This is a genomic window from Kosakonia sp. 1610 (genome assembly GCF_050435845.1).
GTDB classification, from domain to species: domain Bacteria; phylum Pseudomonadota; class Gammaproteobacteria; order Enterobacterales; family Enterobacteriaceae; genus Kosakonia; species Kosakonia cowanii.
The window spans coordinates 301,008-325,800 of sequence record NZ_JBNDKZ010000001.1 but is presented as its reverse complement, the minus strand read 5'-3'; the positions used below and the strand labels follow the sequence as shown (position 1 = coordinate 325,800).

The 24,793-nt window shown below is 57.5% G+C and carries 24 protein-coding genes; 2 read left to right on the top strand and 22 right to left on the bottom strand.

Translation table 11 applies throughout. From position 1 onward, the window contains the following. Positions 1-5: 5 nt before the first annotated feature. From ABIC80_RS01535 to pdxB, 14 genes are all read right to left on the bottom strand, one after another. Entirely contained in the window at positions 6-722 is a 717-nt protein-coding gene (locus ABIC80_RS01535; protein WP_023479676.1) for an ABC transporter permease, read from the bottom strand. After that, entirely contained in the window at positions 719-1,405 is a 687-nt protein-coding gene (locus tag ABIC80_RS01530) for a histidine ABC transporter permease HisQ (RefSeq protein ID WP_023479875.1), read from the bottom strand. The genes ABIC80_RS01535 and ABIC80_RS01530 overlap by 4 nt, the downstream gene beginning before the upstream one ends. An 83-nt stretch (positions 1,406-1,488) precedes the next feature. Continuing rightward, entirely contained in the window at positions 1,489-2,271 is a 783-nt protein-coding gene (hisJ, locus tag ABIC80_RS01525; protein WP_124971329.1) for a histidine ABC transporter substrate-binding protein HisJ, read from the bottom strand. A 265-nt stretch (positions 2,272-2,536) separates the two neighbouring features. Further along, positions 2,537-3,319 carry a lysine/arginine/ornithine ABC transporter substrate-binding protein ArgT gene (gene argT / locus ABIC80_RS01520; protein WP_429175142.1) on the bottom strand — a complete coding sequence of 261 codons (783 nt, stop codon included), beginning with the start codon at positions 3,317-3,319 and terminating at the stop codon, positions 2,537-2,539. Between the two features lie 268 nt (positions 3,320-3,587). After that, positions 3,588-4,169 (bottom strand): UbiX family flavin prenyltransferase, encoded by a 582-nt coding sequence (locus tag ABIC80_RS01515; protein WP_200133371.1) that lies wholly within the window; start codon positions 4,167-4,169, stop codon positions 3,588-3,590. 94 nt (positions 4,170-4,263) lie between these two features. Next, complete coding sequence (gene purF, locus ABIC80_RS01510; protein ID WP_429175139.1) at positions 4,264-5,781, bottom strand: amidophosphoribosyltransferase; 1,518 nt, start codon at positions 5,779-5,781, stop codon at positions 4,264-4,266. Between the two features lie 116 nt (positions 5,782-5,897). After that, entirely contained in the window at positions 5,898-6,386 is a 489-nt protein-coding gene (gene cvpA / locus ABIC80_RS01505; protein ID WP_042716765.1) for a colicin V production protein, read from the bottom strand. Positions 6,387-6,606: 220 nt separating this feature from the next. Beyond that, positions 6,607-7,299, bottom strand: coding sequence for a cell division protein DedD (gene dedD, locus ABIC80_RS01500; protein WP_094421275.1), 693 nt, complete (start codon positions 7,297-7,299; stop codon positions 6,607-6,609). Beyond that, complete coding sequence (gene folC / locus ABIC80_RS01495; protein WP_429175137.1) at positions 7,289-8,557, bottom strand: bifunctional tetrahydrofolate synthase/dihydrofolate synthase; 1,269 nt, start codon at positions 8,555-8,557, stop codon at positions 7,289-7,291. The genes dedD and folC overlap by 11 nt, the downstream gene beginning before the upstream one ends. 193 nt (positions 8,558-8,750) lie before the next feature. Beyond that, on the bottom strand, positions 8,751-9,665 hold the full coding sequence (gene accD / locus ABIC80_RS01490) for an acetyl-CoA carboxylase, carboxyltransferase subunit beta (protein ID WP_023479916.1): 915 nt from the start codon (positions 9,663-9,665) through the stop codon (positions 8,751-8,753). A 103-nt stretch (positions 9,666-9,768) separates the two neighbouring features. Then, positions 9,769-10,428 (bottom strand): DedA family protein, encoded by a 660-nt coding sequence (locus ABIC80_RS01485; protein ID WP_054803330.1) that lies wholly within the window; start codon positions 10,426-10,428, stop codon positions 9,769-9,771. 25 nt (positions 10,429-10,453) lie between these two features. After that, positions 10,454-11,266 (bottom strand): tRNA pseudouridine(38-40) synthase TruA, encoded by an 813-nt coding sequence (gene truA / locus ABIC80_RS01480; protein WP_023479805.1) that lies wholly within the window; start codon positions 11,264-11,266, stop codon positions 10,454-10,456. Then, positions 11,266-12,279: an aspartate-semialdehyde dehydrogenase gene (locus tag ABIC80_RS01475; protein ID WP_242387990.1), complete on the bottom strand. Its 1,014-nt coding sequence runs from the start codon at positions 12,277-12,279 to the stop codon at positions 11,266-11,268. The genes truA and ABIC80_RS01475 overlap by 1 nt, the downstream gene beginning before the upstream one ends. 56 nt (positions 12,280-12,335) lie before the next feature. Further along, positions 12,336-13,472 (bottom strand): 4-phosphoerythronate dehydrogenase PdxB, encoded by a 1,137-nt coding sequence (pdxB, locus tag ABIC80_RS01470; RefSeq protein WP_429175135.1) that lies wholly within the window; start codon positions 13,470-13,472, stop codon positions 12,336-12,338. 113 nt (positions 13,473-13,585) lie between these two features. Between pdxB and flk the strand changes: the two genes are divergently transcribed. After that, entirely contained in the window at positions 13,586-14,593 is a 1,008-nt protein-coding gene (gene flk / locus ABIC80_RS01465) for a flagella biosynthesis regulator Flk (protein WP_042718481.1), read from the top strand. A 94-nt stretch (positions 14,594-14,687) separates the two neighbouring features. Here the strand turns inward: flk and ABIC80_RS01460 are convergent, their stop codons facing one another. The 3 genes from ABIC80_RS01460 to fabB all read right to left on the bottom strand — a co-directional run bounded on the left by ABIC80_RS01460 (position 14,688) and on the right by fabB (position 18,882). Next, positions 14,688-16,121, bottom strand: coding sequence for a 6-phospho-beta-glucosidase (locus ABIC80_RS01460; RefSeq protein WP_023479624.1), 1,434 nt, complete (start codon positions 16,119-16,121; stop codon positions 14,688-14,690). Positions 16,122-16,229: 108 nt separating this feature from the next. Next, positions 16,230-17,414 carry an MFS transporter gene (locus ABIC80_RS01455; RefSeq protein WP_242387988.1) on the bottom strand — a complete coding sequence of 395 codons (1,185 nt, stop codon included), beginning with the start codon at positions 17,412-17,414 and terminating at the stop codon, positions 16,230-16,232. Positions 17,415-17,667: 253 nt separating this feature from the next. Next, positions 17,668-18,882: a beta-ketoacyl-ACP synthase I gene (gene fabB, locus ABIC80_RS01450; protein ID WP_094421284.1), complete on the bottom strand. Its 1,215-nt coding sequence runs from the start codon at positions 18,880-18,882 to the stop codon at positions 17,668-17,670. 155 nt (positions 18,883-19,037) lie between these two features. On the opposite strand from fabB, the gene mnmC reads away from it, so the two are divergent. Further along, complete coding sequence (gene mnmC, locus ABIC80_RS01445) at positions 19,038-21,038, top strand: bifunctional tRNA (5-methylaminomethyl-2-thiouridine)(34)-methyltransferase MnmD/FAD-dependent 5-carboxymethylaminomethyl-2-thiouridine(34) oxidoreductase MnmC (protein ID WP_429175132.1); 2,001 nt, start codon at positions 19,038-19,040, stop codon at positions 21,036-21,038. Between the two features lie 166 nt (positions 21,039-21,204). On the opposite strand, the gene ABIC80_RS01440 is transcribed toward mnmC, so the two are convergent. From ABIC80_RS01440 to aroC, 5 genes are read right to left on the bottom strand one after another with little or no spacing between them, the layout of a single operon-like run. Then, positions 21,205-21,483, bottom strand: a complete 279-nt coding sequence (locus tag ABIC80_RS01440; protein WP_023479659.1) for a YfcL family protein — start codon at positions 21,481-21,483, stop codon at positions 21,205-21,207. 27 nt (positions 21,484-21,510) lie between these two features. Continuing rightward, a complete protein-coding gene (locus tag ABIC80_RS01435) occupies positions 21,511-22,050 on the bottom strand; it encodes an elongation factor P hydroxylase (protein ID WP_242387985.1) in 540 nt (179 codons plus the stop codon). Further along, on the bottom strand, positions 22,047-22,859 hold the full coding sequence (locus ABIC80_RS01430) for a sulfite exporter TauE/SafE family protein (RefSeq protein ID WP_094421290.1): 813 nt from the start codon (positions 22,857-22,859) through the stop codon (positions 22,047-22,049). The genes ABIC80_RS01435 and ABIC80_RS01430 overlap by 4 nt, the downstream gene beginning before the upstream one ends. Beyond that, a complete protein-coding gene (gene mepA, locus ABIC80_RS01425) occupies positions 22,859-23,683 on the bottom strand; it encodes a penicillin-insensitive murein endopeptidase (protein WP_054804317.1) in 825 nt (274 codons plus the stop codon). Before mepA ends, ABIC80_RS01430 begins: the two co-directional genes overlap by 1 nt. A gap of 3 nt (positions 23,684-23,686) precedes the next feature. After that, positions 23,687-24,772 carry a chorismate synthase gene (gene aroC / locus ABIC80_RS01420; RefSeq protein WP_076770200.1) on the bottom strand — a complete coding sequence of 362 codons (1,086 nt, stop codon included), beginning with the start codon at positions 24,770-24,772 and terminating at the stop codon, positions 23,687-23,689. Positions 24,773-24,793 lie beyond the last annotated feature (21 nt).

The window sequence follows — 24,793 nt, the reverse complement described above, 5'->3', positions numbered from 1 at the left end:
TGCTCTCAGTGCGTCGAAGAGGGCTTCATATGCTGTAAAAAGCGCTTTTCCGCCCGGCGGAAGAGGCTAATCAGGACATACGAAATAATGAGATAGAGCACCGCCGCGATACCAAACGCCGTAAAGGGCTGGTAGGTGGCGGAGTTAATATCACGGGCGATTTTCAGCAGATCCGGCACCGTTGCGGTAAAGGCCAGCGCGGTGGAGTGCAGCATCAGGATCACCTCGTTGCTGTAGGCCGGCAGCGCGATACGCAGCGCCGAAGGCAAAATAATGCAGCGGTACATTTTAAAGGATGAGAAGCCATACGCCCGCGCCGCTTCAATTTCACCGTGCGGCACCGAGCGGATCGCCCCGGCGAAAATCTCGGTGGTATAGGCGCAGGTATTGAGCGTCAGCGCCAGCACCGTGCAGTTGAGGCCGCTGCGGAAAAAGGCGTTTAGCAGTTCAGTGCCTTTTACGATCTCCAGCGTATACATGCCGGAGTAGAAGACCAGTAGCTGCACATAGAGCGGCGTGCCGCGAAAGATATAGGTGAATAACCAGATCGGGAAGCAGATGAATTTGTTACTGGAGACGCGCCCGATAGCAAGAAACAGCGCCAGAATGCCGCCCATCACCACGGAAGCGATCAGCAGCCATAACGTAATCGCCACGCCGGTAATACGGTAGCCGTCGCTCCAGAGCAGGGATTGCCAGTACTCCTGAATAATCTCAATCACAGGTCGGCCCTCTTCACACCCACCGAGTAGCGGCGTTCAAGCAGCAGCAGGACGCCGTTGGAGGCCGTGGTAAAAATGAGATAGATCGCGCCGCAGACAATGGCGAAGTAGAACGGCTCCCAGGTGCTTTTGCCGGCGAGTTGGGTCGCTTTCACCACATCTTCCAGCCCGAGCAATGAAACCAGCGCGGTCGCTTTCAGGATGACCTGCCAGTTGTTGCCGATGCCCGGCAGCGCAAAACGCATCATCGCCGGGAACAGAATACGGCGGAACACCTGGCGGCCGGTAAAGCCAAACGCCGTCGCCGCTTCAATCTGCCCTTTCGGCACCGCCATAAAAGCGCCGCGAAAGGTTTCGGTAAAGTAAGCGCCGTAAATAAAGCCGAGGGTAATGATACCGGCCACCATCGGATCGATATCCAGTTGCGCCATGCCGAGCGCGTCGGTGATGGCGTTAAGGGCAATTTGCAGGCCGTAGAAGATAAGCAGCATCAGCACCAGATCGGGCACGCCGCGAATGAGGGTGGTATAGCCTTCAAAAATCAGCGCCAGCGCGCGGCTTTTCGACAGCTTCGCGCCCGCGCCCGCCAGGCCAATCAGCACCGCCAGCACCACCGAGCTGAGCGCCAGCTCGAGGGTCACCAGCGCGCCCTGGAATATCACTTGAGAAAACCCGTGCAGCATGCAGCCTGTCCTGTCGTGTGTGATGTTTGCCGTGTCTCTTCCCCTCCCTTGCGGGAGGGGTCGCACGTTAGTGTTGTGTGGGATTAACCACCGTAAACATTAAAATCGAAATACTTTTTCGCCAGCTTGTCGTAGGTGCCATCAGCGCGCATCTCGGCGAAGGCTTTATTCAGCGCTTCACGCAGTTCGCTGTCGCCTTTGCGCACGCCCATACCGGTGCCGACGCCAAACAGCTTCTCATCTTTAATCGACGGCCCGCCGAATTTGTAGGCTTTGCCCATCGGGGTTTTCAGGAAACCTTCGCTGGCGGCTACTTCATCCTGGAACGCGGCGTCAATGCGGCCTGCGGTCAGGTCGGCGTAGATATTGTCCTGCCCCTGATAGGAGACAATTTCGACCCCTTTCGGCGCCCAGTGCACGTTGCCGTAAGTCTCCTGTGTTGTGCCCTGCAATACGCCGATGCGCTTGCCTTTCAGCTTATCCAGTTCCGGCTGAATGTCAGAATCTTTTGCCACCACCAGACGGGAATCCGCCGCGTAGAGCTTGTCGGTGAAGTCAATCTCCTGCTGGCGCTTTTCGGTGATCGACAGCGAGGACATAATCGCGTCGATTTTCTTCGCTTTTAATGAAGGGATCAGCGCGTCCAGCGGGTTCTCAACGAACACACACTGCGTATTAATGCGCTTACAGAGCTCTTTTGCCAGATCGATATCAAAACCGACCAACTCACCCTGCGCATTTTTTGATTCAAACGGGGCATAAGTGGGATCGGTACCGATACGTAATTTTTGCGGGATTGCAGCAAATACAGTAGAGACGCTGGAAACAGCGAGCACCAGAGAAAGGGAGAGCACCAATTTTTTCATCATTATCCTCAACAGACTGTCTTTCCTAAGGGAATTCTCACAACTTAACGGTGCGTTATCGTGCCATCATCTCCCCCGGCAAGGCAAAAGATAAACGCGGCAGGGTAACTTTTTTTGCAAGCTGAATGCGTAACTATGCAGCCCTGCACTATTGTGATGCAGCCACTGCACCACACTGGAACAGACACCGTTTACTGCACCATGCCGCGAAAGGCGCATGGCGCACCGTTTTCCCTCACGACCCGCTGGCGCAGGCCGTACAGCCTTACTCGCCGTAGACGTTAAAGTCGAAATACTTTTTGGCAAGCTTGTCGTAGGTTCCATCTTTACGCAGCTCGGTAAAGGCTTTGTCGAACGCCGCTTTCAGCTCGGTATCATCTTTACGCAGGCCAATCCCGGTGCCGTCGCCAAAGTACTTTTTGTCTTTCACCGACGGGCCGGCAAAAGCAAACTCTTTGCCCGCAGGCTGTTTCAGGAAGCCTTCGCTGGCGGCCACTTCATCCTGGAATGCCGCATCGAGGCGACCGGCAGCCAGGTCAGAGTAGATCTGATCCTGATTCTGATAGGCGACCACGTCGATGCCTTTGCTGCGCCAGTTATCGTTGGCGTAGCCTTCCTGCGTTGAGCCTTGCAGCACGCCGACGTGCTTACCTTTCAGCGACTCCAGCGTCGGTTTGATGGGTGAGCCTTTGGCGGCAATCAGGCGTGAATCCGCGGCGTAGAGCTTCTCGGAGAAGGCGATCTCCTGCTGGCGTTTTTCGGTAATAGAGAGCGACGAGATAATGGCGTCAATCTTCTTCGCTTTCAGCGAGGGGATCAGGGCATCGAAATCGCTGCCGACCCAGGTGCATTTCACCTGCATGCGTTTGCACATCTCATTACCAAGATCGATATCAAAGCCCACAAACTCCCCTTTCGCATCTTTCGAGGAGAAAGGTGCATAGGTGGCATCGGTGCCGATACGGACTGTCTGGGGAAGCGCTGCATAAACGCTGGCGCTGGCGGAGAGCCCCAGCAGTAAAGAAAGAGCGAGGACCGTCTTCTTCATACATTACCCTCAAGTGTGCTGTTTTTTTATTGTGTCGTGTGTTGTGTTGCAGCCAGTAGCCTTGCACGTCTTATGCCACTTTCCCGATGGCGAAATAATGCGGCGGGGGAATTGTTAATAAAACGTTGCAGATTAACCGTTGTGATGAAAGATAGCAGGTCTGCGGAACGAACCGCAGCAGTAAGCGGGGGAAAAGAGGATTAAATGTTGAGGATATGATCGCGCTTACAAAATTGCCCTAAAAAAGCGCATCCGGCGATACGTTGCACTATTTTGCAGCATCGCCACCCTGCCAGCGGGCAAAAAGATCTTCCGGCAGTTCGATATCAAACTGATCCACAACGCGGTTGACGGTCTGATCGACGATATCCATCACGCTCTGCGGACGATGGTAAAACGCCGGAACCGGGGGCATGATCACCGCACCAAGTTCTGCCGCCTGGGTCATCAGACGCAAGTGGCCAAGATGCAGCGGCGTTTCACGCACGCAGAGCACCAGCGGGCGGCGCTCTTTCAGCACCACGTCTGCGGCACGGGTCAGCAGCCCGTCGGTGTAGCTGTGAACAATGCCGGAGAGGGTTTTGATAGAACAGGGCAGAATCACCATACCTGCGGTCTTGAACGAGCCTGAGGAGATGTTGGCGGCGATATCGCGGGCGTCATGCACCACGTTTGCCAGCGTCTGGACATCGCGCAGGGAGTAGTCGGTTTCAAGGGAGAGAGTTTGCCGGGCGGCCTGGCTCATCACCAGATGGGTCTCTACTTCAGCGACATCGCGCAGCACCTGTAACAGGCGAACGCCATAAATTGCGCCGCTGGCGCCGGAAATGCCCACAATCAGTCGTTTCATCTGCTTATCCACCCGCTAACATAAGCGCAAACTTTGCCTGATTATAGAGGGTGTTGCAACAAGTTGCGCCCCTCACGCGAGGGGCGCGGCGGGATTAGCCTTCGTTGTGCATCTCTAAGCTTTCAACTTCGTTCTGCAGCTGTACCGCTTTGGCATCGTCATTACGCAGGGAGTCGAGGTAGTCGAGGTACTGCTGATCGACATCTTTGGTGACGTAAATACCGTTAAACACCGAGCACTCGAACTGCTGAATATCCGGGTTCTCTGCGCGTACGGCATCAATCAGATCGTTGAGATCCTGGAAAATCAGCCCGTCGGCGCCGATGATCTGGCGGATTTCATCCACTTCACGACCGTGGGCAATCAGCTCATTGGCGGTCGGCATATCAATGCCGTAGACGTTCGGGAAGCGAATTTCCGGTGCTGCGGAAGCGAGGTAAACCTTCTTCGCCCCGGCTTCGCGCGCCATCTCGATAATCTGCTCCGAGGTGGTGCCGCGTACGATGGAGTCATCCACCAGCAGCACGTTCTTGTCGCGGAACTCGGCGCGGTTGGCGTTCAGCTTGCGGCGCACCGATTTACGGCGCAACTGCTGGCCCGGCATGATAAAGGTGCGGCCAACGTAGCGGTTTTTCACAAAACCCTGACGGTAAGGCTTGTCCAGAATGCGGGCGATCTCCAGCGCGATATCGCAGGAGGTTTCCGGAATCGGGATCACCACGTCAATATCGAGATCTTCCCACTCGCGGGCGATCTTCTCGCCGAGCTTCATGCCCATATTGACGCGGGCGCTGTAGACGGAGATTTTGTCGATAAAGGAGTCCGGGCGCGCAAAGTAGACGTACTCGAACAGGCACGGGTTGCTGACCGGGTTTTCCGCGCACTGACGGCTGTAAAGCTGCCCTTTCTCGGTGATATAAACCGCTTCACCCGGTGCGACATCGCGCAGGAACTCAAAGCCCAGCGTATCGAGCGCAACGCTCTCCGATGCCACCATATATTCGGTGCGGCCATCGCCCAGTTCGCGCTTGCCCAGCACCAGCGGGCGAATGCCGTTCGGGTCGCGGAAGGCGACCATGCCGTGACCAATAATCATCACCACGCAGGCGTAGGCACCGCGGATCTGGCGGTTGGTCGCGGCAATCGCGGCGAAAACGTTATCCGCTTCAAGCGGGTAATGACGGAAGTTATCCAGCTCGCTGGCGAAAATATTGAGCAGGATTTCAGAATCTGAGGTGGTGTTAATGTGGCGACGCTTCTCTTCGAACAGCTTTTTACGCAGTTCGTGCGCGTTGGTCAGGTTGCCGTTGTGCGCAAGCGTAATGCCGTACGGGGAGTTAACGTAGAAGGGTTGCGCTTCTGAAGCGCTGGAGCTGCCCGCGGTAGGGTAACGAACGTGGCCAATCCCCATATTGCCCTGCAGACGCTGCATATGGCGGGCTTCGAATACATCATTCACCATGCCATTCGCTTTACGCAGACGGAAACAGTTATTGGCATCAATGGTGATGATGCCCGCTGCATCCTGCCCACGGTGCTGCAGCACCGACAACGCGTCATAAATCGACTGGTTTACCGGCATGAAACCGGCGATACCGACAATACCGCACATACGTCTTTTCCTCGTTAAGAGCTTGGTTTACCAGGCGTAATCGTCAAAGACCTCTTGAAGAGGGACCGCGCGCGAAAACCGCCTGTTAAACCAAACTCTAAGCCACATCTCAGGGCTTAAGCCCTGGGCAAGAAACTCGACGAGCTTTGCAGATAGTCAAAGAACCACCTGATGATGAAGCTGAATTGCGGGATAAGCTGCGACTTTTGCCAGTCTTCGCTTTTCGACAGGCCTGTAAAGGTATCCAGAAAGAACAGAATGGCGGCGACGATCAGCACGCCGCGAAGCGCACCAAAGCAGATCCCCAACACCCTGTCTGTACCCGACAGGCCGGTTTTCTCCACCAGCGTACCGATAACGTAGTTAACGATAGCGCCCACAATCAACGTCGCGATAAACAGCACCGCGATGGCAATTCCATTACGTACCAGTTCCTCTTCAAAGCCCGTGAACCAGACTGACAGGTAAGTGTAGTAATGGCTGGCGACAAAGAAAGCACAACCCCATGTCACCAGCGATAACGCTTCACGAACAAAGCCGCGGATCAGGCTTACCAGACAGGAAAAACCAATCACCGCGATGATGGCGTAATCAATCCAGACCATATGTGTCCCACGATTTTACGCCCTGTCATCCAGTTCGGGGCGCATTCTAACAGAAAAAGAAAACGTTTGCGTAGGGATTTCCTTCCCGCGCGGAAATAAAAATGGCGCTGAAAAAATATTCAACGCCAGCAGAACATTGGCCTTAATGACCGCACATTTATCTGGCTTCCCTGCCCCGTTTTACGAGCCGTTACCAGCAAAATAGCGCAGGGTTGCGCGGTTAATTGGCGCTGTAGTTCATCACCACGCCATTGAGGCCTGACAGCTGGTTCAGCTCACCCAGCGACGCTTTGAGTTTATCGCGTGAAGCATCAGGGCCGACCAGAATGCGGGTGATTTTACCCTGAACCGGCGTCGTCGGCGATGTGTAAGCGCGATAGCCCGCCGCGCGCAGTTTACTCACCACTTCATTCACTTTATCGGCGTTTTTCAGCGCACCCAGCTGAACCACATAGGCTTTGCCGGTCGGAGCAGGTTTCTCCTCCTGCGCTTTAGCCGGTGCCGCGTTCGCCGCCGTCTGCTGCTCGCGCGCAGGCTGCGGTTGTGACTGCTGCTGCGGTTTAGGCTGCGGCTTTTCAACGGGTTTTGGCTTTGGCGTCACCGGCGTGGTGGTCACTTCCGGATCGGGATTGCTGTTTGCCGCAAACCTTGAGGCATCAAGGGACGGTGCGGCGGCATCACCAGCACGCACCTCTTCCGCTGCGCCTTCCGGCGGCTGCGCGGGCAGCGCCTGGGTTGCAGCCGGCATCATATCCGGCTCGTCACGATCGCCCGGCTTCGGCACCAGCGGGATCGCCGCGAACTCATCCTGATAATGCTTTTTCTGCCCGTCGAGCAGCCCGGGAAGGATAATCACCCCAAGCGCGACCAGTATAACGGTGCCCATTAAACGGTTCTGAAACTTACTTGCCACCGGTTCTCCCCGCTTCCATCGCTTCCATGACATGCGCCACGGTGTGGAACGAGCCACACACCAGCACGGTATCGCAGGCGTCAGCTTCCGCCATTGCCGCCTGCCAGGCCTGGGTCACGTCCGGGAATGCTTGCCCCGACGTCAGGTGCGCCAGCAACTGCTCCGCCGTCGCGCCGCGCGGCCCCTCCAGAGGGGCACAATACCAGCTATCGACCACCGGCTCCAGACAGGCAAGCGTTCCGCTAATGTCTTTATCATGCAGCATGCCAACCACCGCCAGCACGCGACCGCTTTTCGGCAGCGCCGCCAGCCGCCCGGCAAGATAGCCTGCGGCATGAGGATTATGCGCGACATCGAGGATCAGACGTGGTGATTCGCTCACAATCTGAAAACGACCGGGTAAAATCGCCCGTTCTATGCCATCGCGGATCGCCTGCTCGCTTACTGCCAGGTTACTGGCGCGCAGCGCGGCCAGCGCGGTAGCCGCGTTCGGCTGCGGCACCTGCGGCAGCGGCAGATCGCTCAGCTCGCCCTGCGCATCGCGAAAACGCCAGCTCTGCGCGCCAACCTCGTAGTGCCACGCCACATCGCGCTGTAACAGCTGCGCGCCCTTCTCCTGCGCCACCTCCGCGATGGTGTGCGGCATATCCGGCTCGCCAACCACCGCGGGTTTACCGGCGCGGAAGATGCCCGCTTTTTCACGACCGATGCTTTCGCGATCCGGCCCGAGCCAGTCGGTATGATCGAGCGCAATGCTGGTGACCACCGCGACATCGGCATCGACCATATTGGTGGCGTCGAGACGGCCACCGAGGCCCACTTCGAGGATCACCACGTCCAGCTTTGCCTGCTTAAACAGCCACAGCGCTGACAGGGTGCCAAATTCAAAATAGCTTAAAGAGATATCACCGCGCACGGCTTCGATCTCCGCGAAGGAAGCGGTATGCGCGCTTTCTGCCAGCTCCCCGCCCTGCACGCGCACGCGTTCGGTGTAGCGCACCAGATGCGGCGAGCTATAAACACCGACGCGATAACCGGTCGCCAGCAGGATCGATTCCAGCGTGCGGCAGGTGGTGCCTTTGCCGTTGGTTCCGGCGACGGTGAAGACAAAAGGTGCGGGACGCAGCACATCAAGCCGCGCCGCCACCTGGCTTACGCGATCGAGCCCTAAATCGATAGGTTTACTGTGCAGCTGTTCCAGATAAGAGAGCCATGCGGCCAGGGGCGACGTGGCTTGCGGAGTAGAGAGAGTGTCCATGATGCCCGTTGATAGTGTGCGGTTTGAAAAGCAAAAGGGCAGTGCCTTTTGGCCCTGCCCTCATGAGTATACACATGCTCGTTTTCGCTGCTGGCGCGTGGTCACATAGCCATCCCGCTCTCCTGGTGTGGAGGAAAAGCGAGCTAAGCAAGGCGCGTCAACGCACCTGCAGCAGAAAGCGTGACGTGTATTATCAGGCTTCGCCTTCCTGATCCGGCTCTGGCGTCACCACCGTGCCAATATGCGTATCGTCCGCATCCGGTGCCGGCAGATTCATCATCTTCGCCAGAATACGCGCCAGCTTAAAGCGCAGCTCCGGGCGGCGAATAATCATATCGATAGCGCCTTTTTCGATCAGGAACTCACTGCGCTGGAAACCGGCAGGCAGTTTCTCACGCACGGTCTGCTCGATAACGCGCGGGCCGGCAAAACCGATCAGCGCTTTCGGCTCAGCGATGTTGAGATCGCCCAGCATCGCGAAGCTGGCAGAGACGCCGCCCATGGTCGGGTCGGTCAGCACGGAGATGTACGGCAGACCGCGCTCCTGCATTTTCGCCAGCGCTGCAGAGGTTTTCGCCATCTGCATCAGCGACATCAGCGCTTCCTGCATACGCGCACCGCCGGAAGCGGAGAAGCAGATCATTGGGCAGTTATCTTCCAGCGCCTGCTCAACCGCACGCACAAAGCGCGCGCCAACTACGGAACCCATTGAACCGCCCATGAACGCGAACTCAAAGGCCGCTGCGACAACCGGCATGCCATGCAGCGTGCCCTTCATCACGACCAGCGCGTCTTTCTCGCCGGTCTCTTTCTGAGCTGTCGCCAGACGGTCTTTATACTTCTTCGAGTCGCGGAACTTCAGCACATCTTTCGGCTCAAGTTCGCTGCCCAGTTCAACCAGCGATCCTTCATCCAGCAGGCTATGCAGGCGATTACGCGCTGACATCCGCATGTGGTGATCACATTTTGGGCAGACTTCAAGGTTACGCTCCAGTTCGGCGCGGTAAAGCACCTGACCACAGCTATCGCATTTTGTCCACACGCCCTCAGGGATGCTCGCCTTACGGGTGGGGGTGATGTTGCTTTTAATTCTTTCAATCCAGCTCATTGATAACCTTTCTACATGAACCTGGTAGCCCTTGACTGGGGCACATTAAAACATAACGGTTCGCAACTTGGGATAAAAAAGTGGTCGAACCGCCAACAGGTGATTATTTTGTCTGCCGGGACGCAGCGCGGCGATGGCGGATAATCTCAAAGACCCCGGGAAGTATAGACACTACGATAATTCCGACAATCATCAGCTTGAGATTGTCCTGAATCATCGGGATGGTGCCAAAGAAGTATCCGGCGTAGGTGAAAAGTAACACCCACAGCAGCGCGCCCACGACATTATAAAGAGCAAAGTGGCGATAGGACATATGGCCCATACCGGCGACGAAAGGTGCAAAAGTACGCACTATCGGCACAAAACGCGCAAGGATAATCGTTTTCCCGCCATGTTTCTCATAAAACTGATGCGTTTTATCGAGATGGCTGCGACGGAAAATCTTTGAGTTGGGGTTACTGAATAACCGCTCACCGAACAGCCGCCCGATGGTGTAGTTCACCGCATCGCCTGCAATGGCGGCGATCAACATCAGCAGCACCATCATATGCACATTGAGATCGTTGGTCTCAAGCGACGCGAGCGCGCCCGCGACAAACAGCAGCGAGTCGCCCGGCAGGAACGGCGTCACCACCAGACCCGTTTCGCAAAAGAGAATAATAAACAGGATCGCATAGACCCAGACGCCATACTGCGCCACCAGCTCAGCGAGGTGAACGTCAATGTGAAGAATGAAGTCAATCAGGAAGCGTATTAAGTCCATCTACTTATGCCTTATTAATGTGCGACTAGTCCGCCAGGAACAGCGGGCCCATTGGCGCAGCGGGTAGCGCAAAGTGGGATGGATAATCCACCGACACCAGATAGAGCCCCTCCGCTTTCGCCGTTGCTGCTGCAAGCGTTCTGTCCTTTGCCGCCAGCAGCTCTGCTATCCAGCTCTCCGGCTGGTTGTGGGCGCCTACTTCCATCAGGCTGCCGACAATATTCCTGACCATATGATGTACAAAGGCATTGGCTTTGATATCGACCACAATATAGGTGCCGTAGCGGCTGACGTTGATGTGCATCAGGTTGCGCCAGGGCGTACGCGACTGGCACTGCACGGCGCGAAACGAGGTAAAGTCGTTTTCGCCGATCAGGCACTGTGCCGCGCGGTGCATGCGTTCGGCATCCAGCGGCTGATGATAGTGCGTGACACCGTGACCGAGCACCGCCGGACGCAAGCGATGATTGTAGATGACGTAGCGGTAACGGCGAGCCGTCGCGCTAAAACGCGCATGAAAATCATCGGGCACATCTTTGACCCAACGCACCGCGATGTCTTTAGGCAAATTCGCATTTACGCCTAGCGTCCACGCGGCGTCTTTGCGCAGCGCAGTCGTCTCAAAATGGACAACCTGTCCTGTCGCATGCACGCCAGCATCGGTGCGCCCGGCGCAGAAGACCGAGATCGGCTCATTGGCCACCTGTGAGAGCGCCTTTTCGAGCTTTTCCTGCACGCTGCGCACTTCCTGCTGACGCTGCCAGCCATAGTAGTGGCTGCCGTCATACTCAATTCCCAGCGCGATTTTGTAGCGCGGCGCGGTGGTTTCTTCCTGCATCAGTACAGATACTCCTGCACCAGTTTCTCCGCCGTTTTCACCGCCATCAGCGCGCCGCCAAAGCGGACGTTATCGGCCACTGACCAGAACTGGATCTGCTCCGGCATGCCGTAGTCGTTGCGGATGCAGCCGACGGAGAGATGCGCCTGACCGGACGCATCCGCCACCTGGGTCGGAAACGCATTCGCTTCAGAGAGCGCAATATCCTCAAAGCGGGCAAACGCATCGCGCGCCTCTTCCGCTGCCAGCGGGCGTAACGCTTCAAAATTCACCATCTGCGCGTGACCGTAGAAGACCGGCGACTGCACGCAGTTAGCGGAGATCATCAGCCCCTCGTCCTGCAGGATTTTACGCATCTGATCGATAATGATGCGCTCTTCGCGCACGCTGCCTTCACTATCCGGCAGCAGCGGCAGCATATTGAATGCCAGCTGGCGACCGAAGAAGTCATCATCATCAATGGGAATACCGTTCAGCAATTTGGCGCTCTGCCCTGCCAGCGCATCCACCGCCTGTTTACCGCTGCGGGAAACAGAGAGCAGGCTGGTTACCGCAATACGCGACAGGCCGCCTTCGTCAATCAGCGGCTTGAGGCCTGCCAGCAACTGGCTGGTGAGACTGTCCGGAATAGCGATAACGTTGCGGTTGCGGTAATCCGCCAGCACGAACGGGTTGACGTCCGGCATAACCAGAGGCACGTCCGGCTCAAGGGCAAACAGACCGCTGGTGTCGATCACCAGACAACCGGCGTTGGTTGCTTCTTCAATATAGGTGGCAGTGGCTTGCGCACCGGCGACAAAGAACGCCAGTTGCGCCTGCGTCCAGTCGAATTCGGCAGCATCTTCTACGCGTACGGTTTTACCGGCATAACGCAGGTTTTCTCCGGCGCTTTCGCTCCTTGCCAGCGCATAGAGTTCGCCAACCGGGAACTGGCGCTCCGCCAGCGTTTCGAGCAAGGCTTCTCCGACCGCGCCAGTGGCGCCGAGAACGGCAATATTCCAGCCTTCAGACATGGTGATTCACTCCAGAAAAAAGCGTCCCCGTCGGCGACGGGGAGCATAAAGATGAATTAACGTACCGGATGATAAACGGCGTCGAAGCCCAGTTTTTGCAGCAACGCCGAGGCGTCCGCATCGTCGCACTCAACGGTGAGTGACGACCATTCACGGCGCTCAAGATAGTGCTTACGCAGCTTATCGAACTCACCCGGTGTGCCCGCCGCTTTTCGCAGCAGGGCATCGTCGCGGCGCACATCATACACCAAATGCACCAACCTTTTTAACATTGCCTGTCCAACCGGACCATGAAGGGAGATGCGGCTGCACTCTGGCGCAGGAAGCAGCGTATTCAGCGCCACCTGCTGCGGTTGGCCGAGGAATTCGCTATAGGCTTCAAACACCTGCGTGGTGCCGCGCGCTTTCCCCTCCAGCGTGTAGCCTGCGATATGCGCCGTGCCGATATCGACCTTCGCCAGCAGCTCAACGTTGAGATCCGGCTCCGGCTCCCAGACATCCAGCACGACGCTAAGATCCTGACCGGCCTGCAGGTGCTGCAACAGCGCGGCGTTATCCACCACCGGCCCGCGACAGGCGTTAATCAGAATAGTGCCAGGATTGAGGCGGCTGAGCAGCGCGTCATCGACCAGATGCAGGGTTTTATAAGGCCCCTCTTTAAACAGCGGGGTATGGAAGGTGAGGATATCTGCTTCACTTACCAGCTCATACAGCGAGCGGAAGTCGCCAGCATCACCGCGATCGGCGCGCGGCGGATCGCATAACAGCGTGCGGATGCCCAGCGCTTCCAGCCGCGCCTGTAAGCGGCCGCCGACGTTACCGACACCGACAATCCCCACAGTGCGGTCCGTGAGCGCAAAACCGTCGCGCTCCGCCAGCATTAATAAAGAGGAGAAGACATATTCCACCACGGCGATAGCGTTACACCCTGGTGCTGCGGAGAATGCGATGCCCGCCTGTTTCAGAAAAGCCTCATCAACATGATCGGTCCCCGCCGTGGCGGTACCGACAAATTTGATCCCGGTCCCTTGCAGTAAATCGTTATTCACCCTGGTGACAGATCGCACCATTAATGCTTCTGCATCAGCCAGTTCCGCCAGCGTAATCGGGCGTCCGGGCACGGCCTTAACCTCGCCCAGTCGGCTAAAAAGATCGCGGGCGTAAGGCATATTTTCATCAACAAGGATTTTCACACTACAGTACCTGTTTGAGAGCGGGAGTTGAGCGCGCAAGTGTGCCATAATCTCGCCGCCAGGCATACCCGCAATGCCGGCCACCGCCATGCGAGAGTAAGAGGAAACCCATGATTCAACCCATTCCGGGCGCACCCGCGCGTCCTCCCGGGCAAGAGCCACCGCAAGCCGCTAACCCAGTCGGCGAGCAGCCATTATCCACCCAGCAGCGTACGGTGCTGGAGCGGCTGGTGACGCGTTTGATCGCCCTGACCCAACAGCAGAGCGCTGAGGTCTGGGCAGGCGTAAAGCATGACCTGGGGCTGAAAAACGATGCGCCCCTGCTCTCGCGCCACTTCCCTGCGGCTGAGCAGAATCTGACTCAGCGTATGGAGACGGCCACGCAGAACCACACCACGCGCCAGATGGTGACCCAGTTGACCGAGCTGCTCGGCAAGGGGAACAATCGCCAGGCGGTGAGCGATTTTATTCGTCAGGAGTTTGGCCAGACGGCGCTCAGCCAGCTTACGCCGCAGCAGCTAAAGACGGTGCTGACGATGTTGCAGAACAACCAGATTGCGATCCCGCAGCCACAACAGCGCCCGGCAACCGAGCGTCCACTGGTGGCGGCGGAGCACAACTCCCTCAACCAGGCGGTGACGAAACTGGCGGCGGCAACCGGCGAGTCGAGCAAGCTTATCTGGCAATCGATGCTGGAGCTCTCCGGTGTGAAGAGCGGCGAGCTGATCCCGGCGAAACATTTTACGCCGCTGATGACCTGGCTGCAGGCGCGCCAGACGCTGGCGACACATACGGCACCGACTCTGCAAACGGTGCAGGCCACGCTGAAACAGCCGCTGGACAGCGCCGAGTGGCGCGGCATCAGCGACTATGCGCAGCAGACATTCCAGGTGACGCCGCAGACGGTGCTGACCAATGCCCAGGTGCAGGATATTCTCAACCAGGTCTTTTTACGACGCACCGAGCGCGCGTCGGGAATGATCGAAGTGCGTGACGTGCAGCCGATCTACAGCCCCTTCGTCGCGCCGATAGTCGATACGGTAAAAGCGATGTCGATGCGTCCGGGCCTCTTTTTTATTGCCCTGCTGGTGGTGATGTTTGTACTGTGGCTGGTGATCTAGCTTTTCTGTAAGCCTGTAAAAACCGCAGGCCTGATAAGCGAAGCGCCATCGGGCAATAACCTGATGGCGCTTTAGTGACCTACGGATCACCCTCTTACTTGATGTTATCGCCGTTCTGTTTGATCACATCCTGGTACCACCAGAAGGATTTCTTACGGCTGCGCGCCAGCGTGCCGTTGCCTTCGTTGTCCTTATCGACGTAGATAAAGCCGTAGCGTTTTTTCATCTCGCCGGTGCCGGCAGAAACCAGATCGATACAGCCCCACGGCGTATACCCCATCAAATCGACCCCATCTTCCACCACCGCTTTTTTCATTTCGCGGATGTGGTTGTGCAGGTACTCAATGCGGTACTGGTCGTCGACCACGCCGTCGCTACCCAACTGATCGATAGCGCCGAAGCCGTTTTCAACAATAAACAGCGGCAGTTGGTAGTGGTCGTAGAAGTAGTTCAGCGAGTAGCGCAGGCCAACCGGGTCAATCTGCCAGCCCCAGTCCGATGCCTTGACGTACGGGTTTTTAACCAGGCTTTTGGTTTCATCGTAATCAAGCTGCGGGTTATCTTCCGTCGCTTTGGTGGCAAAAGACATGTAGTAGCTAAAGCCGATGTAGTCGACGCAACCGCGGGTCAGGATCTGCAAGTCTTCGTCGGTAATATCAAGCTTGAAATCCCGGCGGGCAAAGTAGTTGAGCAGGTGCTGCGGGTAGTAACCGCGCACGTGAACATCGGTGAACCAGTAGCGGCGATGCATCGCCACCACTGACATCATCATGTCGTTTGGATCGCAGGTGAGCGGGTAGATCGGGCACATGGCGATCATGCAACCAATCTTGAAATCGGGGTTAATTTTATGACCCGCTTCCACCGCCAGCGCGCTGGCTACCAGCTCATAGTGCGCGGCCTGGTACATGATCACTTCGCGATCTTCGCCCGGCTGATACTTCACGCCGGAGTTGGTAAACGGCGCGAAGTCTTCGTTGTAGTTGGCCTGGTTGTTGATTTCGTTGAAGGTCATCCAGTATTTGACCTTGCTGCGATAGCGGGTGAAGACGGCGTTGGCAAAACGCACAAAGAAGGTAATCACTTCACGGTTGCGCCAGCCGCCATATTTTTTGACGAGGTGATAAGGCATTTCGAAATGGGAGAGCGTGATTACCGGCTCAATGTTGTACTTCAGGCACTCGTCGAACAGATCGTCGTAGAACTGCAAACCGGCTTCGTTTGGCTCCAGCTCATCCCCATTGGGGAAGATACGTGTCCAGGCGATCGAGGTGCGAAAACATTTGAAGCCCATCTCGGCAAAGAGTTTGATGTCCTCTTTGTAGCGGTGATAGAAGTCGATGGCATCGTGGTTGGGGTAGTTTTTCCCCGGCAGTACGCCATCGGTGATCTCACGCGGTACGCCATGCGCGCCTGCGGTCATCACATCCGCCACGCTGACGCCTTTACCGCCCTCCTGCCAGCCGCCTTCCAGTTGATGCGCGGCAACCGCCCCGCCCCACAGAAAATCCGCTTTAAACCCGGACATATCACTCTCCTTTCGCTCATCAGTGCGAAAAGCATAAACGCGACCGCGCAGAGATGACATCGCCGCGGTCGCGTTTTGTGAAACCGGTTGCAAAGAGAGTATTTGCTGCTATTTATTGCGCGGTCGAAACGCGATCAGCGTTACGACAATCCCGAGCGCCGCTGAAATCGCCCCTGCAAGAAAGACGGAGGCGTAACCGAGCGAGGTGGCCAGAAAGCCGGTCAGCGGGCCGCTGGCGGCATAGGCAACATCCTGAAACGCCGCATACCCGCCCAGTGCCGTCCCGCGAACCTGCGGCGGTACGCGTTTCACCACTTCCACCCCTAACGCCGGGAAGATTAGCGAGCAGCCACAGCCGGTTAACGCCGCGCCGAATAGCGCCATCCACGCCCCGCTGGCCTGCCACAGCAATACCAGCCCGGCGATCTCCACCAGCAGAGAAACGAGCGCCACCCGCACACCGCCAAAACGGTCCGGCGTCCAGCCAAACAGGATGCGCATCAGCACGAATGCGCCGCCAAACGCGGTGAGCGTAAAGCCTGCCATCGACCAGCCTTCGCTGGCGAAATAGAGGGAAATAAAGGTGCCGATCACCGCAAAGCCAACGCCCTGTAGCGCCAGCCCTAAACCCGGTTGCCAGATAAGGCCAACCACGCTCCAGAGCGACGGGCGCTCACCGGCATGGGCCGGAACTTTGCGCACGCCGCCGTTAAACAGGCAGGCGAACAGCGGTAAGAGAAGAGAGATCGCCCCCAGCGCTGTGAAGCCAAAATGACTATTGATCAGCAGCCCGAGCGGTGCCCCGGCGGCCAGCGCGCCATAAATTGCCATACCGACCCACGACATCACTTTGCCCGAACGCGCCGGGCCAACCAGGCCAACACCCCAGGTGAGCGTGCCGGTCAACAACTGGCTTTCACCAAAGCCGAGGATCAATCGCCCGACGATCAACAGCGCGAACCTGGCCCATACTTCGACCGGCAAGAGTGCCGCCAGCAACAAGGCAACACCCGCCAGCGAGCAGGCAAACAGGCCCTGTATCGCCGAGCGTTTTGCGCCGTATTGATCGGCCAGCCGACCGGCGTAGCTGCGCGTTAAAACCGTGGCGAGAAACTGTGCGCCGACGGCAATACCGACCATGGTGTTGCCAAAGCCCAGCTGATGATGAACAAACAGTGGAATGACCGGTAGCGACAGGCCAACCGTCATGTAGGTCAGGAACACCGCGAAGGCGATGCGAAACAGCGAGAATGTGGCTGCAGGGGAATGAACAGCGTCTGCTTGAACGGACATGCATTACTCCATAGGGCAGAGCAAGGCGGGAAGAGATTTTGACCACGCCCCCTCCGCCTGACAGTCAGGATTAGGGTGCGTTGGTTGACGTTAAACGCTTACGCATTATCAAAACGATAATGTTGGGCTGGAGTTTGCCTGCCGTAACAACGGCTTGTCAATACCCAAAAAAGGGAGCCGAGGGCTCCCTTTTTTAATTCAGCTGCTAAATCATTCATGTCACGCCGTGGCATCAATGAATGAAATCGCTCACTTATTTCAGCTTGCGCATCACCAGCGTGGCGTTGGTGCCGCCGAAGCCGAAGCTGTTGGACATCACCGTGTTCAGCGTCTGCTCGGTCGGTTTGGTCACGATATTCATGCCCGCCGCCTGATCGTCCAGATCGTCAATGTTGATGCTCGGCGCGATAAAGCCGTGTTCCAGCATAAGCAGAGAGTAGATCGCTTCCTGCACGCCAGCCGCACCCAGTGAGTGGCCGGTCATTGCTTTGGTGGCGGAAATGGCAGGCGTGTTATCACCAAACACTTCACGAATCGCACCCAGCTCTTTCACATCGCCAACCGGCGTGGAGGTGCCGTGGGAGTTGAGATAATCGATCGGCGTATCAACACCGTGCATTGCCATCTTCATGCAGCGCACTGCGCCTTCGCCTGATGGTGCAACCATGTCAGCGCCATCGGAGGTCGCGCCATAGCCGACAATCTCTGCGTAGATGTGCGCACCGCGCGCCAGCGCGTGCTCCAGCTCTTCAACCACGACCATGCCGCCGCCGCCAGCGATAACAAAGCCATCACGCTCTTTATCGTAAGTACGGGACGCTTTGTCCGGCGTTTCGTTGTATTTGGTGGAGAGCGCGCCCATCGCGTCGAACTCACAGGCCATTTCCCAGCACAGCTCTTCGCCGCCGCCGGCAAAAACGATGTCCTGTTTGCCCAGTTGAATCTGTTCTACCGCGTTACCGATACAGTGTGCAGAAGTGGCACACGCGGAGCTGATTGAGTAGTTAACGCCGTGAATTTTGAACGGCGTGGCGAGGCAGGCGGAAACCGCAGAGGCCATCGCTTTGGTCACCACATAAGGACCAACGGCTTTCAGGCCGCGCGGGGTGCGCATTGCATCCGCACCGAAAACCTGCGCTTTAGACGAACCACCGGAACCTGCAATCAGGCCCACGCGCGGGTTGTTCTGATAAACCTCTTCTTTCAGGCCGGCATCTTCGATGGCCTGCTGCATGGAGAGGTAGGAATAGATAGAGGCATCGTTCATGAAACGAACCACTTTACGGTCAATTAAACCCGTAGTGTCCAGTTTAACGTTACCCCAGACGTGGCTGCGCATGCCGGAATCTTTGAACTCCTGAGAAAATGTGATCCCTGAGCGTCCTTCACGCAGAGATGCCAGGACTTCCTGCTGGTTACTACCAATGCTGGAAACGATGCCCAGGCCAGTAATTACTGCACGCTTCATTCAATACCCCTAAGTCGCACTAATTAAGTTTCGTGTCGCAAGATAGCGTACACTTGTACGCCGAACAAGTCCGATCAGACATTTCACAGAGAAATTTGCGCCTTTCTTTGACCCTCGTTAAGATCGACGCACTGCTTGCCGGACGAGTAACTTACGTGAAACACACCGCTATACAGACCGCTAACCTCGAATTCAACGCTGAGGGTACACCTGTTTCCCGAGATTTTGACGATGTCTACTTCTCTAATGATAACGGGCTTGAAGAGACCCGCTATGTTTTTCTCGGCGGTAACGGCCTCCAGACGCGTTTTCCAGAACATTCAAGGAAGCTATTCATTGTTGCGGAAAGCGGCTTTGGTACCGGCCTCAACTTCCTGACGCTGTGGCAGGCTTTCGCCGCTTTTCGCGCCGAACATCCTGACGCTACCCTGGAAAGATTACATTTCATCAGTTTCGAAAAATTTCCGCTTACCCGTGATGACCTGCAAAAAGCCCACGCCCACTGGCCGGAACTGGCGCCCTTCGCCGGGCAGTTGCAGGCGCAGTGGCCGCAGGCGTTTGCCGGGTGCCATCGGCTGTTACTGGATGAGGGGCGTGTGACGCTCGATCTCTGGTTCGGCGATATTAACCAGCTGACCGACACCCTTGATGAGAGCCTGAACCAGCAAGTTGATGCCTGGTTCCTTGATGGCTTTGCACCGTCGAAAAACCCCGATATGTGGACGCCCGCGCTTTTTCAGGCGATGGCGCGCCTTACCCGTGCTGGCGGAACGCTGGCGACCTTTACCTCCGCCGGGTTTGTGCGCCGCGGTTTGCAGGAAGCGGGCTTTACCATGCAGAAGCGCAAAGGCTTTGGCCGTAAGCGGGAGATGCTAAGCGGTGTGATGGAGAAGGGTGTTATCTGCGCGCCGCGCGCGCCGTGGTTTGCCCGCAGCGGAACAGAGACGCGGGAGGTCGCGCTGGTCGGCGGCGGCGTGGCGAGCGCGTTGCTTGCCCTTGCGCTGCTGCGCCGTGGCTGGCAGGTCACGCTCTACTGCGCAGATGCTGCTCCGGCAGAGGGCGCATCCGGCAACCGCCAGGGCGCACTCTACCCGTTGCTTAGCGCGCACGATCCGGCGCTGGCGCGCTTTTTCAGCGCCGCGTTTACCTTTGCCCGCAGGCTTTATGACGGGCTGCCGGTGGCGTTTGATCACCAGTGGTGCGGCGTCACACAGCTCGGCTGGGATGAGAAAAGCCAGCATAAAATCGAACAGATGCTGACGCTAGAACTGCCTCACGAGCTGGCGCACCGCATCAATGCGCAGGAGGTGCTGGCGCAGAGCGGCGTGGAGACCGGTTGTGATGGGATCACCTACCCTGCCGGCGGCTGGTTGTGCCCGGCGCAATTAACCGCGGGCGCTATCGCCCTGGGAATCGAACAGGGTTTGCAGGTGCACTATCGCCATGAGGTTGCAGCGCTTGTCCGCCATAGCGATAGCTGGCAGCTGCGTTTTGTCGATGGCAGCGAGTGCCGACATGAGAGCGTGGTGCTGGCCAACGGTCACCGCATTCAGCAATTTTCCCAAACGGAGAAACTGCCGGTTTATCCGGTGGCCGGTCAGGTAAGCCATATTCCCACCACCGAGCCGCTGGCCCATCTGCGCCAGGTGCTCTGTTATGACGGCTATCTGACGCCGCACAACCCGCATAACCAGCAGCACTGTATTGGCGCCAGTTATCATCGCGGCCAGCAGGAAGCGACCTACAGCGAAGCGGATCAGCAGCAGAACCGCCAGCGCCTGATTGACTGCTTCCCGCAGGCTGAGTGGGCGCAGACGGTAGATGTCAGTGCCGGAGAGGCGCGTTGCGGCGTACGCTGCGCCACGCGCGATCATCTGCCGATGGTTGGTAACGTGGCGGATTACGATGCCACGCTGTCAGCCTATGCAAAGCTTGCAGAAGATCCGCAGACGGCGGTCAGTGCGCCGGTGCATGAGGGGTTATTTATGATCGGTGCGCTCGGTTCGCGCGGCTTGTGCAGCGCGCCGCTGGCGGCAGAAATCCTCGCCGCGCAGATGAGCAACGAGCCCATTCCGCTGGATGGCGAAACGCTGGCGGCGATGAACCCGAATCGGTTATGGGTACGAAAGTTGTTGAAGGGAAAAGCGGTGAAATAAGGCGTGGCGGCAGGTATATCGCCGTAAACCGATTGCCGGATGGCGCGTAAACGCTTATCCGGCCTACGCCGTTTCAGCCGCTCCATACACGTTTTTGCAACCCCGCCCCGTAGGCCGGATAAGGCGGAGCCGCCATCCGGCAACTCCGCCACAGGTAAAAGCAGGCTTAGTGCGCTTTCGCCTGTTGGTAAAGATTTTCCCACATGCTGAGCACCAGCGCCTGGTCACGCGGCGACAGCTCACCGGCCTGAATGGCGTGTTCCACACTGGTGGTCACGCGTGCGGATACCGCTTCCGGCGAGTGGTCGTCGCCGCTCTCCAGATCGGCCACCGCCAGCGTCAGGTGCCCGCGCAGATAACCGCCAGCAAACAGTTCATCATCACTGGCGTGATCCACCATATTGTCAATTAACGCCAGAATGCGTGATTCAAACTCCGCGATCATCTCTCTTCCTCTCGTAAAAACGTGGCCCTACAGATCTTCCGGCCACGGAAACTGTGCTGCCGCTAACGGCGGCGTCTGATAATAATCCTGTAATGCCTTGATAAAGCGCGCCGGACGCGCCGGGATCCCCTGCTCCAGCCACACCATCACCTGGGCGTGTACGCGGCGCTGAAACGCCACGCGATCAGGCTCAATATCGCCTTCAAGGTTGTCGCAGCTGACATTAAACGGGAAGCCCGCTGCCGCGCAGAAGAGCCACTCCAGCGCCTGCGGCTTCACTTCGACATCCTCAAACTGCCCCTGGGTTGCAGCATCACGCCCGTCCGGGCAGTACCAGTAGCCGAAATCAACCAGCTTGCGCCGCTCTGCCCCGGCGATGCACCAGTGCGAAATCTCATGCAGGGCGCTGGCGTAAAAACCGTGGGCAAACACCACACGGTTATAAGGCGCGTCGGCATCAGCGGGAAGATAGATCGGTTCGTCATCGCCTTTAATCAGACGGGTATTAAAATCGCTGGCAAAGCAGCCATCAAAAATATCAATTAATTGCTGATAGTGGTGCGTCATACATTCACCCCCAGAAACTGGAGGATCTCCTGGCCGTGACTGTCATAGAGAAGTTTTGCGCTCATCACCGCCGAGACAATCACAATCATCGGACGGATAAGCTTCTGCCCTTTACTGAGCACCAGCCGCGATCCCATACGCGCGCCAAGAAACTGGCCGATAAGCATCACAAAACCGGTACCCCATACGACTTTGCCGCCGATGATAAACAGCAGCAGCCCGCCGACGTTGGAGGTGGCGTTAAGCACTTTAGCGTGCGCGGTTGATTTCGCGAGGTTGAACCCGCAGAGGGTGACAAACGCCAGCGCGTAAAACGACCCGGCGCCGGGGCCGAAAAAGCCGTCATAGAAGCCGACGCAGCCACCGGCGACCAGCGCAAACGGCAGGCCATACAGACGACGCTGCCGATCCTCTTCGCCAAGCTTCGGCATCAATAAAAAGTAGAGACCGATACAAATAACTAATATTGGCAGGATCTGGCGCAGCACGTCTGATTTCACATACTGCACCAGCAGCGCACCGCTGGTAGAGCCGATAAAGGTCATCAAAATATTGAGCTTCTGATCGGCGATATTGACCACTTTGCGGCGAATAAAGTAGAGCGAGGCGGAAAGCGATCCACCGCAGGCCTGCAGCTTGTTGGTCGCCAGCGCCTGCGCCGGGCTCATCCCCACGGCTAATAGCGCCGGAACGGTTAACAGCCCGCCGCCACCTGCCAGGGCATCGATAAAGCCTGCCAGTATCGCGACAAAAAAGAGCACCGCCAGCATCAGCGGTGTCATCATAAACAGCGAATCAAAGAGTTCCATCAGAGGGCGTGTTCATCCAGTAGAGCCTGACAGGAAGGCGGCAATGGTGGCGGCGTCTTTTTCTCAGGCGTGCTGCTGCCCGGTTTCGCCGGTTCAAACCAGCTTTGCAGCTCCGCGCCGCAGCCGTCGCCCGGTGGCGGCGCTGGCTGATCGACACACTCAAGGCTGTCGGCCGGGCAGCGCAGGCGCACGTGCATATGCGCGCGATGCTGGAACCACGGACGCACCTTGCGCAGCCAGTCGCGATCCGTACCGGCATCGAGGCAGAGCTGCTGTTTGATCGCCGGGTTAACGAAAATACGCGTCACCTCATCATCCTGCGCGGCAAGCTTAATCAGGCTGCTGATTTCCGGCTTCCACAGCGAAGGCACCACGCTTTTTCCATCCTGTGAGACCAGATCCAGCGCCTGCGGTTTTAGCAGCTGCGCCGCGCTCCAGCGTGTGGTCGGCAGTTGCAGGAAGATATCCACATCCAGCCCCGACTGATGGCTGGCGTGACCGCCGTTAAAGCGCCCGCCCGCCGGCATGCCCATATCGCCCACCAGCACGGTGCCAAGACCCAGGTTATGCACCTGGGTGCTGAGGCGCTGAATAAACAGCACCAGATCCGGGTGGCCGAAATAGCGGCGTTGATCGGTGCGCATCACCTGATAAGTGTCAGATTGCAGCGGCAGCTCCTGCGCGCCGACGATGCAGCCATTCGAGAATGCGCCAATCGACTGCGGGCTGCCGGGCACCGGATGGGTCAATTTTTGCCACGGTGTCGCCGCCGTAGCGGCGGCGCTCAGCAGCAGCGCAAACAGCGCGATTGCCGTGTTTTTCATCGGTTACCAGCGTGGAAGTGAAGGAGTGACATCAGCGTTTTGACCGCGCTGACGCAGGAAGTGATCCATTAATACGATCGCCAGCATCGCCTCGGCGATCGGCACCGCGCGAATACCAACGCAGGGATCGTGACGCCCTTTGGTGATCATCTCCACCTCATCGCCAGAACGCGTCACGGTTTTACCCGGCACGGTGATGCTGGAGGTAGGCTTCAGCGCGATATTGGCAACGATCTGCTGACCGCTGCTGATACCGCCGAGAATGCCACCAGCATGGTTGCTCTGGAAGCCATCGCGGGTCAGTTCATCGCGGTTCTGGCTGCCGCGCAGTTTCACCACTTCAAAGCCATCGCCAATCTCAACGCCTTTCACCGCATTAATGCTCATCATGGCATGGGCGATATCGGCATCCAGACGGTCAAACACCGGCTCACCAAGGCCTGGCGGAACGTTGTCAGCCACCACCGTCACTTTCGCGCCGATAGAGTCGCCCTCTTTCTTCAGGCCGCGCATCAGCTCGTCCAGCGCCTCGATCTTGTCCGGATCCGGGCAGAAGAAGGGGTTAAGCTCAACCTGATCCCACGCTTTGATCTCCAGCGGAATGTCACCCATCTGGCTTAAACAGCCGCGAATGACGATGCCGAATTTCTGTGCGAGGTATTTTTTCGCAATTGCGCCAGCCGCGACGCGCATCGCCGTTTCACGGGCGGAGGAGCGACCGCCGCCGCGATAGTCGCGCACGCCATATTTCTGTTCGTAGGTGTAATCCGCATGACCTGGGCGGAAGAGATCTTTGATCGCACCGTAGTCCTGCGAGCGCTGATCGGTGTTTTCAATCAGCAGGCCGATGCTGGTACCGGTGGTCACGCCCTCAAACACGCCGGAGAGGATTTTAACCTGATCCGGCTCGCGGCGCTGGGTGGTGTAGCGCGAGGTGCCAGGACGGCGGCGGTCGAGATCGTGTTGTAAATCCGCTTCCGTCAGCGGAATGCCCGGCGGCACGCCATCAACAATACAGCCCAGCGCCAGCCCGTGCGATTCACCGAAAGTGGTGACGCGAAAGAGTTGTCCAATCGTGTTTCCTGCCATCACGGCTCCGTTATTCGTTGT